General features: G+C 67.9%; 9 protein-coding genes. 6 read left to right on the top strand and 3 right to left on the bottom strand.

What is annotated here, in order from left to right; translation table 11 throughout:
* Positions 1–312: 312 nt before the first annotated feature.
* The 6 genes from ACVOK1_RS18545 to ACVOK1_RS18520 all read left to right on the top strand — a co-directional run bounded on the left by ACVOK1_RS18545 (position 313) and on the right by ACVOK1_RS18520 (position 10,302).
* On the top strand, positions 313–2,856 hold the full coding sequence (locus ACVOK1_RS18545) for a GH92 family glycosyl hydrolase (protein ID WP_406231638.1): 2,544 nt from the start codon (positions 313–315) through the stop codon (positions 2,854–2,856).
* A 96-nt stretch (positions 2,857–2,952) separates the two neighbouring features.
* Complete coding sequence (locus ACVOK1_RS18540; protein WP_406231636.1) at positions 2,953–4,002, top strand: LacI family DNA-binding transcriptional regulator; 1,050 nt, start codon at positions 2,953–2,955, stop codon at positions 4,000–4,002.
* Positions 4,003–4,065: 63 nt separating this feature from the next.
* The gene (gene fucP / locus ACVOK1_RS18535; protein ID WP_108768715.1) at positions 4,066–5,379 is read left to right on the top strand and encodes an L-fucose:H+ symporter permease; all 1,314 of its coding nucleotides are present in this window, start codon (positions 4,066–4,068) and stop codon (positions 5,377–5,379) included.
* A 7-nt stretch (positions 5,380–5,386) separates the two neighbouring features.
* Positions 5,387–6,382, top strand: coding sequence for a carbohydrate kinase family protein (locus tag ACVOK1_RS18530; protein ID WP_481562884.1), 996 nt, complete (start codon positions 5,387–5,389; stop codon positions 6,380–6,382).
* On the top strand, positions 6,379–7,605 hold the full coding sequence (locus tag ACVOK1_RS18525) for an AGE family epimerase/isomerase (RefSeq protein ID WP_481562883.1): 1,227 nt from the start codon (positions 6,379–6,381) through the stop codon (positions 7,603–7,605). Before ACVOK1_RS18530 ends, ACVOK1_RS18525 begins: the two co-directional genes overlap by 4 nt.
* 78 nt (positions 7,606–7,683) lie before the next feature.
* On the top strand, positions 7,684–10,302 hold the full coding sequence (locus tag ACVOK1_RS18520; RefSeq protein ID WP_481562882.1) for a beta-mannosidase: 2,619 nt from the start codon (positions 7,684–7,686) through the stop codon (positions 10,300–10,302).
* 45 nt (positions 10,303–10,347) lie between these two features.
* Here the strand turns inward: ACVOK1_RS18520 and mtnC are convergent, their stop codons facing one another.
* The 3 genes from mtnC to ACVOK1_RS18505 all read right to left on the bottom strand — a co-directional run bounded on the left by mtnC (position 10,348) and on the right by ACVOK1_RS18505 (position 12,338).
* Positions 10,348–11,043, bottom strand: a complete 696-nt coding sequence (mtnC, locus tag ACVOK1_RS18515; protein WP_108768719.1) for an acireductone synthase — start codon at positions 11,041–11,043, stop codon at positions 10,348–10,350.
* Between the two features lie 3 nt (positions 11,044–11,046).
* Positions 11,047–11,604, bottom strand: coding sequence for a 1,2-dihydroxy-3-keto-5-methylthiopentene dioxygenase (locus ACVOK1_RS18510; RefSeq protein WP_481562881.1), 558 nt, complete (start codon positions 11,602–11,604; stop codon positions 11,047–11,049).
* A gap of 92 nt (positions 11,605–11,696) precedes the next feature.
* The gene (locus ACVOK1_RS18505) at positions 11,697–12,338 is read right to left on the bottom strand and encodes a methylthioribulose 1-phosphate dehydratase (protein ID WP_108770673.1); all 642 of its coding nucleotides are present in this window, start codon (positions 12,336–12,338) and stop codon (positions 11,697–11,699) included.
* Positions 12,339–12,500 lie beyond the last annotated feature (162 nt).

Genomic DNA, 12,500 nt, shown 5'->3' with positions numbered 1-12,500 from the left:
AAGCCCCCATGGGTGAGGGCGCTTTGCTTGCGAAGCACTGCTTCGCAAGCGCCCGAACGCACAGCCGCCAGCGGCTGGGCCGGACCCCGGAGGGGGGTTCACGGCGTCCCCTGACACCGGACCCACCCCGCCATCTCACGGAAAGCCAGCTTCTGCTTTTGCTTCGGCTCTGGCTTTGGCTCGCAGCAGGTGCAGGGCTGCAAGCCCTGCCAAAAGAAAACCCCCTCTTTTGCTGCGGCGCAGAATGCATGGATGGGCGCTCCCTGCTTTACTTCAATCGATCTAAATCCGCCGGGGTGCGGATTTGTACCGATGGAAACGAGGCGTTCGGCCACTGCGGCCGGCGCTTCGCTGCCGCCCTGCCGCCAAGGAGTCCTGTCCGTGACCAGGTTGTCCCGCCGTCTGTCCGCCCGCCGCTCGCCGGCCCTGTCCCACCGCCCGCTGGCCCGCGTCGCCTGCCTGCTGGCACTGGCCGTCACGCCCTGGCTGCAGGCCGCACCGGCCGCGCTGGAGCGCGAGGTCAACACCTTCATCGGCAGCAAGGATGACGGCAACACCTTCCCGGGTGCCTCGGCACCCTTCGGCCTGATCCAGGTCAGCCCGATCGGCAGCCACTACTCGGGCTGGCGCTACGACGACGACAAGATCCGCGGCTTCGGCCACTCGTTCCTGTCCGGCGCCGGTTGCTGGGAGCAGGGCGGCCAGGTCTCGATCCTGCCGGTCACCGGCAGCATCGGCCCGGGCGGCGATTTCGATACCGGCAACCCCAAGCAGTTCGACCACAAGGCCTACGCCTCCACCTACACGCATGATGGCGAGGTCGGCCAGGCCGGCTATTACAAGGTGCGCCTGACCAGCTACGGCGGCATCGATGCCGAAGCCACCGCGCGCACGCGTGCCGCGGCCGAGCGCTATACCTTCAGCCAGCGCAGTGGCGACGGACACGTCATGATCAACGTCGGCCAGGCCAACGAGCGCCACTCGGTCATCGGCAGCGTGGTCGATGTGGTCGGCGACCGCGTGGTGGAAGGCAAGCTGGTCACCAAGAGCTTCTGCGGTGGCCACCAGTACACCACCTGGTTCCGCGTCGAGTTCGACCGTCCGTTCAAGGCGCATGGCACCTGGGGCGAAACCGGTGGCCTGCCCAACGCGCGGCACAGCATGGAAGGCGAGCAGAAGCCGAATGGCGCCTGGCTCACCTTCGACCTGGCCAAGGGCCAGTCGGTCACTGCGGTGAGTGCGATCTCGCACGTCGATGCAGAAGGCGCACGTACCAACCTGCGCGCCGAGGGCATGCAGGGTGGGGCGCTGATCGGTTTCGACAGGATGCGTTCGCTGTCCCAGCAGGCCTGGCGCGAGCAGCTGGCGCGGGTGCGCGTGCAGGGCGGCAGCGGCGATGACCGCACCGTCTTCTACAGCGCGATGTACCACGCGCTGCTGCAGCCGCTCACCGGCAGCGATGCCGATGGCCGCTACCGTGGCTACGACGATGGCATCCACCGCGCCGATGGCTGGACCTACTACGAGTACTTCTCGCTGTGGGATACCTACCGTGCGCAGAACCAGTGGCTGGCGCTGACCCGCCCGGACGTGGCCCGCGACATCGGCCGCACCCTGCTGGCCATCGACGAGCAGGGCGGCTGGCTACCGCGCTGGGGCTACGCCAACTTCGAAACCAACATCATGACCGGCGACCCGGTCACGCCCTTCATGGTCGACCTGTGGCGCTTCGGTGCGCTCAAGGGCCGTGAATCGCAGGCCTGGGATGCGCTGCGCCGCAATGCCTTCGGTACGCCGCCGCTGAACTCGCGCATGGCCGGCCGTTCGGGCAACCCGACCTACCTGGACAAGGGTTACGTGGCCTACGACCGTGCCTTCCCCTCCAAGGGCATGGACGTCGACCCGCATCACGGTGGTTCGGCCACGCTGGAATATGCGGTGGCCGACTGCGCGCTTTCGCAGATGGCCGATGGCCTCGGCCACGCCCAGGATGCGGCGACGCTGCGCGAACGCGGCCGCAACTGGCACAAGGTGTGGGACCCGCAGGTGCGTGACGCCGAGACCGGCTTCACCGGCTTCCCGCGCCCGCGTACCGAGGACGGCCAGTGGTACACCCCGGCCGACGGCCATTACAGCCCGCGTTCGCAGCATGGTTTCCATGAAGGCACCGCGTGGCAGTACCAGTGGCTGGCGCAGCAGGACGTACCGGGCCTGGTGGAAGCGATGGATGGCCGTGAGCAGGCTGGGCGCCGCCTCGATGCCTTCTTCGCGATGGATGCGCTGGAGGCCGATCCGCTCAATGCCGCCCGCAAGGAGTGGGTGGTGGGGCCGTACAGCTACTACAACCAGTTCCGCTACAACCCGAACAACGAGCCGGACCTGCATTCGCCCTGGCTGTACACCCTGATCGGCCAGCCGTGGAAGACCGCCAACGTGCTGCGCGCCGCGCAGCAGCTGTTCACCAACGCGCCCAACGGCGTGACCGGCAACGACGATCTGGGCACGATGTCGGCCTGGTACCTGTTCAGCGCCATCGGCATGTACCCGGCGGTGCCGGGCAGCGGCGAGTTCCTGCTGCACACCCCGCGCTTTGCCAAGGTGGAAGTGGACATGGGCAATGGCCGCACCCTGCGCATCGACGCGCCGGGCGCCGACGGCCGCCGCCTGCAGTACGTGCAGGGCGTGCAGGTCGACGGCCAGGCGCATGCGCCGGTGTGGCTGGACTGGAGCCGCCTGCAGCAGGGCCCGCGACTGCGTTTCGCCCTGGATGGCAAGGCTCCGACCCAGGGCTGGGGCACTGCCGTGGCCGATCTGCCGGTCTCCTGGTGCGCTGCACCAGGCAGCCAGCTGCGATGATGTGTGCCGTGCCGTTCGAGGCAACCCAGCGAACGGCACGGCACGATGTGGTCACGATCCATTAGGCTTGAGGCTCCAGCGGAGTCCGGGAAGACGATGAACGACAACGGCGGCAGTTCCAGCAAGCGTTCCGGCAAGGCAGTGACGGTGACCGACATCGCCCGTGCCATCGGCGTTTCGCGCGCGACCGTGTCGCTGGTGCTGCGCGGCAGCCCGCTGGTCAACGTCGATACCCGGGCCAAGGTCGAGGCCGAACTGCGCCGCCAGCGTTATGTCTACAACCGTGCGGCGGCCAACCTGCGCCGTCGCACCTCGTCAAGCATCGCGCTGGTCATCAACGATCTGTCCAACCCGTTCTTCGCCGAATTCGCGTCCGGCGTGGACGAGGCACTGGGTGGGCGCGGCTACGTGACCCTGCTGGGCAGCACCGGCGAATCGCCCGAGCGCCAGCAGGCGGTGCTGTCCACGCTGATGGAGCACACCCCGGCCGGCCTGATCCTGTCGCCAGCCGAAGGCAGCGACGCCACCCGGGTGCGCCAGGCGCTGGGCGCCAACGCCAACGTACTGCTGTTCAACCGTGAGCTTGACGGCGCCGACTGGGACTTCCTGACCCTGGACAACCAGCACGGTGCCTACCTCGCCACCCGCCACCTGATCGAACGCGGCCACCGCCAGATCGCCTTCTTCGGCGGCCATGCCGATTCCAGCTCGTGCCACCAGCGCCGCGCCGGTTTCCAGCAGGCGCTGGCCGAGGCCGGGCTGACGCTGCCGCCGGGCTGGATGATCGAATCGGCGCCGAACCGTCTGGAGGCAGCCGCCCGCACCGACGAGCTGTTCGTCGATGGCCACCGGCCGAGCGCGGCGGTCTGCTACAACGACACGGTCGCGCTGGGCCTGATGCTGGGCTTGAACTCGCGCGGCATCCGCCCCGGCGGCGATTTCGCGGTTACCGGGTTCGATGACATTTCCGAAGCGTCGGTGGCGGTGCCGCCGCTGACCACCCTGACCGCCGACCCGCGCGAGCGTGGCCGGCAGGCCGCCGCACTGCTGCTGCAGCGCCTGGATGACCCGGATGCGCCGCCGCAGCGCACGGTCGCCCCGGTGCAGCTGCGCATCCGCGAAAGCAGCGCCGCCCGCCCGAACTGATCCTTTTCAACGCACACTCCTTCCACGCAACAACGACCTTCCGCGCATCGAGGCGCGAACCGCATGCCGATCTCCGCAACGCCCCGCCCATCGGGTTCCCCCGGCAACGCACCGGCCGTCACCAACGGCAAGGCACTGGCCGTGGTCACCACCATCTTCTTCATGTGGGGCTTCCTGACCTGCCTCAATGACATCCTGATCCCGCACCTGAAGGCGGTGTTCGAACTGAACTACGCCAAGGCGATGCTGGTGCAGTTCACCTTCTTCGGCACCTACTTCCTGATGTCGCTGCCGGCGGGCCGCCTGGTCGCCGCGCTGGGTTACAAGAAGGGCATCGTTGCCGGTCTGGTCATTGCCGGCATCGGCGCGCTGGGCTTCTGGCCGGCGGCCGAGCTGCGCGTGTATGGCGCCTTCCTCGGCGCGCTGTTCGTGCTGGCCACCGGCATCACCGTGCTGCAGGTCGCTGCCAACCCCTACGTGGCGCTGCTGGGCCCGGAACAGACCAGCTCCAGCCGCCTGACCCTGGCGCAGGCGCTGAACTCGCTGGGCACGGCCATCGCGCCGATCTTCGGTGGCATGCTGATCCTGTCCAACACGGTCAAGAGCGCCGATGAACTGAACGCGCTGCCGGCCGCCGAGCAGCTGGCTTACCGCGTCGCCGAGGCGCAGGCCGTGCAGGGTCCGTACGTGGGCCTTGCGGTAGCGCTGGTGCTGCTGGCGCTGTTCGTGTTCCTGTTCCGCCTGCCGGCGCTGAGCGATGCGACCGAACAGGCCGACCAGGGCCATCACCACAGCTACTTCGATGCACTGCGCAAGCGCCACCTGCTGCTGGGCGTGCTGGGCATCTTCTTCTACGTCGGCGCGGAAGTGTCGATCGGCAGCTTCCTGGTCAACTATCTGTCGATGCCGAGCATCGGCGGCTTCAGCGAACAGCAGGCGACGCACTACGTGTCGGCTTACTGGACGATGGCGATGATCGGTCGTTTCGCCGGTTCCGCCCTGCTGGCGCGCTTCTCGCCCAGCCGCCTGCTGGCGATCTTCGCACTGGTCAACGTGGCCCTGCTGGCCACCACGATGATGACCTCCGGCAGCGTCGCGCTGTACTCGGTGGTGGCGATCGGCCTGTTCAACTCGATCATGTTCCCGACCATCTTCGCGCTCAGCATCGAGCGCCTGGGCCCGCTGACCAACAAGGGTTCCAGCCTGCTGATCATGGCCATTGTCGGTGGCGCCGTGGTGCCGTACCTGCAGGGCGTGCTGGCGGACCACATCGGTGTGCAGGCCAGCTTCATCCTGCCGCTGCTGTGCTACGGCTACATCATCTTCTACGGTCTGGTCGGCGCACGTACGCCGGCTTCCGCAACGCAGGGAGGCTGAGTCGGAAATGCGTGCCATTGTCTGCTTCGGCGAAATTTTGATCGATCTACTAGCGCAGCCGCCGGCCTCGGCCGACACCCCGCGCGCGTTCCTGCAGTACGCCGGCGGTGCGCCGGCCAACGTCGCCGTGGCCGCTGCGAGGCTGGGGGCGAAGACCCAGTTCGTCGGCATGCTCGGCCGCGACATGTTCGGTGACTTCCTGGCCGAGAGCCTGGTCGAGCACGGCGTCGGCACGGACTACATCGTGCGTACCGACGCGGCCAAGACCGCGCTGGCCTTCGTCGCGCTGGATGCCGCGGGCGAGCGCAGCTTCAGCTTCTACCGCCCGCCGGCGGCCGACCTGCTGTTCCGTGACAGCGATTTCCAGGCGGCCTGCCTGGACAACGCACAGTGCTTCCACGTCTGCTCCAACAGCCTGACCGAGCCGGCCATCGCCGAGGCGACCTTCGCCGGCATGGACCGCGCCCGCGCCGCCAGTGCGGTGGTCAGCCTGGACCTCAACCTGCGCCCGGCGCTGTGGCCGGCCGACGTCGATCCGACGCCGTGGCTGTGGCAGGCGCTGGAACGCGCCGACCTGGTCAAGCTGTCGCGCGAGGAACTGGATTACCTGGCCGCGCCGCACGGCGCCGAGGGCGACCAGGTGGTCCTGCAGCGGCTGCTGGCCGCGCAGGCGCGCTGGGTCATCGTCACCGATGGCGCCGCCACGCTGCACTGGTACACCCGTGAGCAGCAGGGCCAGGTCACCAGCTTCAACGTCGCCACGGTCGACACCACCGCCGCCGGCGATGCCTTCGTCGGTGGCGTGCTGGTCGGCCTGCTGGAGCGCGGTGGCGCAGGTGCGGGTTTCGCCGCGTTCTGCCAGGACCCGCAGGCCATCGCCGCCACGCTGCGCTTCGGCGCCGCGGTCGGCGCGCTGGCCGTTACCCGCAAGGGCGCGTTCGCCGCGATGCCCTCGCTCGCTGAAGTGCAGCAGCTGCTGCAGGCACAGGACCTTTCCGCATGAGCACCTCGCCCGATTTCCGTTCGCCCGCCTTCCTGCGTGCGCACATCGCCGACACCATGGCGTTCTACCACCCGCGCTGCATCGATCCCAACGGCGGCTTCTTCCACTACTTCCGCGATGACGGCAGCATCTACGATGCCGGCCACCGCCACCTGGTGAGCAGCACGCGCTTCGTCTTCAACTACGCGATGGCCTACCGCGAATTCGGCAATGCCGAGTACCGCGAGGCGGTGGAGCACGGCGTGCGCTACCTGCGCGAGGTGCACCGCAACCCGGCCACCGGTGGCTATGCGTGGACCCTGCGCGATGGCAAGGTCGAGGACGACATGAACCACTGCTACGGCGTGGCCTTCGTGCTGCTGGCCTACAGCTGCGCGCTGAAGGCCGGTGTAGAGCAGGCCCGCACGTGGATGGACGAGACCTGGCAGCTGCTGGAAGCGCGCTTCTGGGAACCGCAGCACGGCCTTTACAAGGACGAAGCCGATGGCCAGTGGAACTTCACCGGCTATCGCGGCCAGAACGCCAACATGCATATGTGCGAGGCGATGCTGGCTGCGTTCGAGGCCAGTGGCGAGCAGCGCTATGTGGAGCGCGCGCTGCAGCTGGCCGACAACATGACCCGCCGTCAGGTCGCCAAGGCCGGTGGCCTGGTCTGGGAACACTACGACGTGAACTGGGAGATTGACTGGGATTACAACCTGGACAATCCCAAGCACCTGTTCCGCCCGTGGGGCTTCCAGCCTGGCCACCAGACCGAGTGGGCCAAGCTGCTGCTGATCCTGGATCGTCACGTGCAGGCCGACTGGCTGGTGCCGACCGCGCAGCACCTGTTCGATGTGGCCGTGGAGCGCAGCTGGGACGAGGCACGCGGTGGCCTGTATTACGGCTTCGCGCCGGAATCGCGCCGCCAGCCGGGCATGGACGGCGCGCCGATTGGTGGCGACAGCTTCGTCTGCGACGACGACAAATACTTCTGGGTGCAGGCCGAAACGCTGGCCACCGCCGCGCTGATGGCCAAGCGCACCGGCGATGACTGCTACTGGCAGTGGTACGAGCGCATCTGGGCGTACTCGTGGGAGCACTTCGTCGACCACCAGTACGGCGCGTGGTTCCGCATCCTCGATGCCGACAACCGCAAGTACAGCGACGAGAAGAGCCCGGCCGGCAAGGTGGATTACCACACCATGGGCGCGTGCTACGAAGTGTTGAACGTCGTTCGTTGAGGCCCGTCCCGCCGAATGCATGACGCAAGGAAATCGGTAGCGCCGGGCCGTGCCCGGCGGAGAACCCAGGAGCATCACGTGCATCGTCTTTCCCTCGTTGTCCGTCTGTTCCTGCTGCTGATTGCGGCGGTTGCGTTCCCCGCCGCCGCAGCACCACTGCAGGCGCACTGGGAGTTCCGCCTGTTGCCCGGCGATGCCCAGGGTGCCAGCCATCCGGGCCTGCAGCAGTGGCGCACGGCCACGGTGCCCGGCAGCGTGCACACCGACCTGCTGGCCCACGACCTGATCCGCGATCCCTACGTGGGCGCGGCCGAAGGTGATCTGCAATGGATCGGCCTGGCCGACTGGGAGTACCGCGCGCGCTTCGATGTGGATGCGGCCACCCTGGCCAAGCCCAATGCCGAACTGCGCTTCGATGGGCTGGATACCTATGCCGAGGTCTCCCTCAACGGCAGGCCGCTGCTGCGTGCGGATAATGCGCACCGCACCTGGCACGCGCGTGTCGAGGGGCAGCTGCGCGCCAAGGACAACGAACTGCTGGTCGTGTTCCGCTCGCCGATCCGCACGCTGCTGCCCGGCGTGCAGGCGATGCCGCACAAGATCGCCGGCAACTATCCCTCGCCCTATGGTGACGAGCCGAAGGACGCGATGGTCGGCAACTTCGCGCGCAAGCCGGCCTATCACTTTGGTTGGGACTGGGGCCCGCGTTATGTCACCGCCGGCGTCTGGCGCGGGGTCGACCTGCAGGCCTGGGATGCGCACCGTTTGACCGACCTGGCGGTACGCACCGATGCGCTGGATGCGCGGCAGGCGAAGCTTGCCGTGCTGCTGCAGGTGGAGCAGGGCAGTGCCGCCGGTTCGGCTGTAGTGGCTGTGGACGTGCGCGACCCGGAGGGCCGCAACGTGGCCCAGCTGCAGCGCACGGTGCTGCTGAAGCCGGGCGCGAACACTGTCGAGATTCCCATTGAACTGGCGGATCCGCGGCACTGGTGGCCGGTTGGCCACGGCGCGCAGGACCGTTACACCGTGCAGGCACGCCTGGATGGCGGCCGTTCTGCCGAGCTGGCGCGCGAGCAGCGCATCGGCCTGCGCACCGTCGAGCTGCGGCGCGAGGAGGATGGCAAGGGCGGGCAGGGCTTCGCCTTCGTCATCAACGGCGTGGAGGTCTTCGCCAAGGGCGCGAACGTGATTCCGTTCGATGCCTTCCCGGCACGTGTCGGTCCCGCGCGCCTGCGCCAGGTGCTGACCGCCGCGCGCGACGCCAACATGAACATGCTGCGCAACTGGGGCGGCGGCTACTACGAGGACGATGCGTTCTTCGACATCGCCGACGAGCTGGGCCTGCTGGTCTGGCAGGACTTCATGTTCGGTGGCGGCATGCAGCCGGGCTACGATCCCGCGTTCCGCGCCAGCGTGGTGGCCGAGGCGCGCGACAACGTGCGCCGGTTGCGCCACCACCCCAGCATCGTGCTGTGGTGTGGCAACAACGAAGAAGAGACGGCCTGGAAGGATTGGGGCCACGGCCGCGACCTGAAGGCCGCCGATCCCGCCTTCGCCGCCCGGGTCTGGCAGGGCTATGTGGATCTGTTCGGCAAGGACCTGCGCCAGGTGGTGGGTGAGGAGGGGTTGGGCGTGCCGTACTGGTCCAGTTCGCCCAGCAACGACCTGGACGAAAAGGCCAACGATTCCACCCGCGGCGACAAGCACTATTGGCAGGTCTGGGGCAATCCTGCGCTGCCGGTGCAGGCCTACCTGCGCGAGACGCCGCGCTTCATGTCCGAATATGGCCTGCAGGCCTGGCCGTCGCTGGCGACGGTGGACCAGATCGCCAGCCGCGACGAGCAGGGCATCGACAGCCCGGTGATCCGTGCCCACCAGAAGTTCATGGCGGGCGAGGGCAACAGCCGGCTGCTGCATTACATCGCACTGGGCTACGGCACGCCGAAGGATTTCGAGGATTTCGTCTACCTCAGCCAGGTGATGCAGGCCGATGGCATCGCGCTGGCGGCGCTTCATCACCGCGCCTCGCGGCCGTACACGATGGGCTCGCTGTACTGGCAGCTCAACGATGTGTGGCCGGGCGCCTCATGGTCCAGCGTCGATTACTACGGGCGCTGGAAGGCGTTGCACTTCGCCGCGCGCCGCTTCTTCGCGCCGGTGACTCTGGCGGCGCTGCGCGATGAGGGCCGCACGCAGGTGCGCCTGATCAACGACGGTGCCGCCGTGGATGCACGCTGGCGGCTGCGGGTGATGGACGTGGAGGGCAAGGTGCTGCGCCGTCGCGAGGTGCCGGTGACGTTGGCCGCTGCCGGTGTGACCGCTGTCGGCGACTTCGCCGATGCCGAACTGCTGGCGGGGGCCGACCCGAAGCGCACCGTGGTGGTGTTCGAGCTGGTGCAGGCTGGCAGGGTGAGCGCACGCCAGGTGGTCGGCTTCGTCGAAGCGAAGGACCAGGAGCTGCCGCGGCAGGCTTTGAAGGCGGTGCTGGCCATCGACGGCGACCACTACCGGCTGCGGCTGCAGAGTTCTGCCTACGTGCGTTCGGCGTGGATCGACTTCGGCGCGCTGGACGTGCAGGTGGAAGACAACCTGCTGGACCTGCTGCCCGGCGAGACGCGCGACATCGCCGTGCGCGGCCCGGTGGACCTGGCGACGCTGCGAGAAGCCCTGAAGGTAAAGACCCTCAACGACCGTTGAGGGGCCGTCGGGTAGGTGCGGACCGTTGGTCCGCACACCCTTTGTTTACAGCTGGATCTGCTGGAAATTCTCGACGCGGTCGTGGCCGTTGGCGGCCTGGCCGGTGCGCGGCATCGGGTAGTCGTCCAGGCGGTCGATCAGGCGCGTCTGCAGGCCGGCCTCGCGGGCGGCATCCAGTTCTTCCACCACGTCGGACAGGAACAGGATCTCGCCGGCCGGCACGCCGATCGCCTGCACGATGCGGCGGTAGCTGTCCGCCTCGCGCTTGCCGCCGATCTCGGTATCGAACCAGCCCGACACCAGCGGGCTGAGGTCACCGGCATCGCTGAAGCCGAAGAACAGCTTCTGCGCCGGCACCGAACCGGACGAATACACATACAGCGGCAGGCCCGAGGCATGCCAGCCCTTCAGCACCGGCGCCACTTCCGGGTAGAAGTGCGCGGTGTAGTCGCCACGGCGGTAACCGGCATCCCAGATCAGGCCCTGCAGGGCCTTAAGCGCGGTGTGCTTGCGATCCTGGTCGATCCAGCCCTGCAGCGTCTCGGCCACCAGGCTGTCCTGGCAGGCGCCGCCGATCTCGGTGGCCACCGCATCCAGCCAGCGGCGGACGTCGGGCTGCTGGCCGTGCTCGGCGACGAACGCCGGCAGCGCCTGGCGGGCATAGGGGAACAGCACGTTCTTGACGAACGAGATGCTGCTGGTGGTGCCTTCGATGTCGGTCAGGATGACGCGGGGCTGCATGGATCAGGACGCCTGGGTGGGAACGTAACGGGGGAATTTCTGCGCGATGTCGGTGCCGGTGAAGTGACCGACCCAGCCGTCCGGCTCGGTGAAGAAGCGGATGGCCACGAAGCTCGGCTCATCGCCCATGTCGAACCAATGGGTGGTGCCATCAGGCACGGCGATCAGGTCGTCCTTCACGCACTCGATCTCATAGACCTTGTCATCCACGTGCAGGGTGAACAGGCCCGAGCCTGCGACGAAGAAGCGCACCTCGTCTTCCTTGTGGAAGTGCTCGTCGAGGAACTTCTTCCGCAGCTCGGCACGGTTTGGGTTGTCCGGTGCGATCGAGGCCACGTCCACGCTCTTGAAGCCGTGTTCGGCAACGAGGCGGTCGATGTCCGCGCGGTAGGCGGCGAACACTTCGTCCTGGCTGGCGCCCGGCGCGACCGGCGCGGTGGCCCGCCAGCGTTCGAAAGTGACGTCGATCTTCTTCAGTTCGGCGGCGATGATTGCGCCGTCCTGGGTATCCAGCAGCGGCGATTCAGGGCGGGTGTCGTCGTAGATGCGCAGTCGGCTCATGGCGGCAGCTTGAACGTCTCGGGGGGAAGACAGGGTAACAGGGTGGTGAAGGGCGGCAGATTCCGTTTTGGAATCTGCACCCCGGCGCAGGCTCAGCCGCGCAGCTTGCGCAGTTCCAGTTCGCAGTGGAACAGGAACTCGAAGGCTTCCATGTGGCGGCGCGCTTCGGCCATGTCGCGGCCCCAGGCGTACAGGCCGTGGCCGTCGATCAGGTAGCCCCACAGCGGCTGGGTATCGAGCAGGGCATCGACCTGCGCCGAGAGCACGTTCATGTCCTGGGTGTTGGCGAACACCGGCACGTCGATGGCCATTTCGTGGGTGCTGTTGCCGGCGAAGGCCTTCAGCAGCTCGTAGCCTTCGATGCGGATGTGGCCCTGCGGCGCGTACAGGCGCGAGGCGATGGTCTGCACCGGCGAATGGGTGTGCAGCACGCAGCCGATCTCCGGGAAGCGGCGGTACAGCTGGGTGTGCAGCAGGGTCTCGGCGGACGGACGCAGCGGGCGGCCGACGGCCAGGCCGTCGAAGTCCACCACCATGATGTCGTCCTCGATCAGGCGGCCCTTGTCCTTGCCCGAGACGGTGATCGCGGCGTGGCGGTCGTCCAGGCGGTGGGAGAAGTTGCTGCTGGTGGCCGGGGTCCAGCCGGCGTGGGCCAGTTCGCGGACGTTGTCGATCAGCAGCTGGGCCAGTTCGCTCAGGCGCGCGGTGTCGTAGGGGAAGGTGGGGGCGTTCATGCGGTCGATTTTACTGGATTCGGCCAACGGCTGAGCCCCTCGTGGCTGGTTGTTCGGGTTGATTCCTTGGGTTGGCCGGGGGGGGGGGGGGGGGGGGGGGGGGGCGCCGACAACCCCTATAGGGGGGGTGCCCGCCCCGCCAGCAACGCGCGCCCCGCCGAC

This window comes from Stenotrophomonas sp. STEN087 (assembly GCF_056759115.1).
The sequence above is the reverse complement of the archived record's forward strand: the minus strand, read 5'-3'. Positions and strand labels throughout refer to the sequence as shown.

Coding starts and splice junctions, on each gene's coding strand:
- ACVOK1_RS18510 (WP_481562881.1), bottom strand. CDS start 11,604: ATGAGCCGACTGCGCATCTACGACGACACCCGCCCTGAATCGCCGCTG.
- ACVOK1_RS18540 (WP_406231636.1), top strand. CDS start 2,953: ATGAACGACAACGGCGGCAGTTCCAGCAAGCGTTCCGGCAAGGCAGTG.
- ACVOK1_RS18505 (WP_108770673.1), bottom strand. CDS start 12,338: ATGAACGCCCCCACCTTCCCCTACGACACCGCGCGCCTGAGCGAACTG.
- mtnC (WP_108768719.1), bottom strand. CDS start 11,043: ATGCAGCCCCGCGTCATCCTGACCGACATCGAAGGCACCACCAGCAGC.
- ACVOK1_RS18525 (WP_481562883.1), top strand. CDS start 6,379: ATGAGCACCTCGCCCGATTTCCGTTCGCCCGCCTTCCTGCGTGCGCAC.
- ACVOK1_RS18545 (WP_406231638.1), top strand. CDS start 313: ATGGAAACGAGGCGTTCGGCCACTGCGGCCGGCGCTTCGCTGCCGCCC.
- fucP (WP_108768715.1), top strand. CDS start 4,066: ATGCCGATCTCCGCAACGCCCCGCCCATCGGGTTCCCCCGGCAACGCA.
- ACVOK1_RS18530 (WP_481562884.1), top strand. CDS start 5,387: ATGCGTGCCATTGTCTGCTTCGGCGAAATTTTGATCGATCTACTAGCG.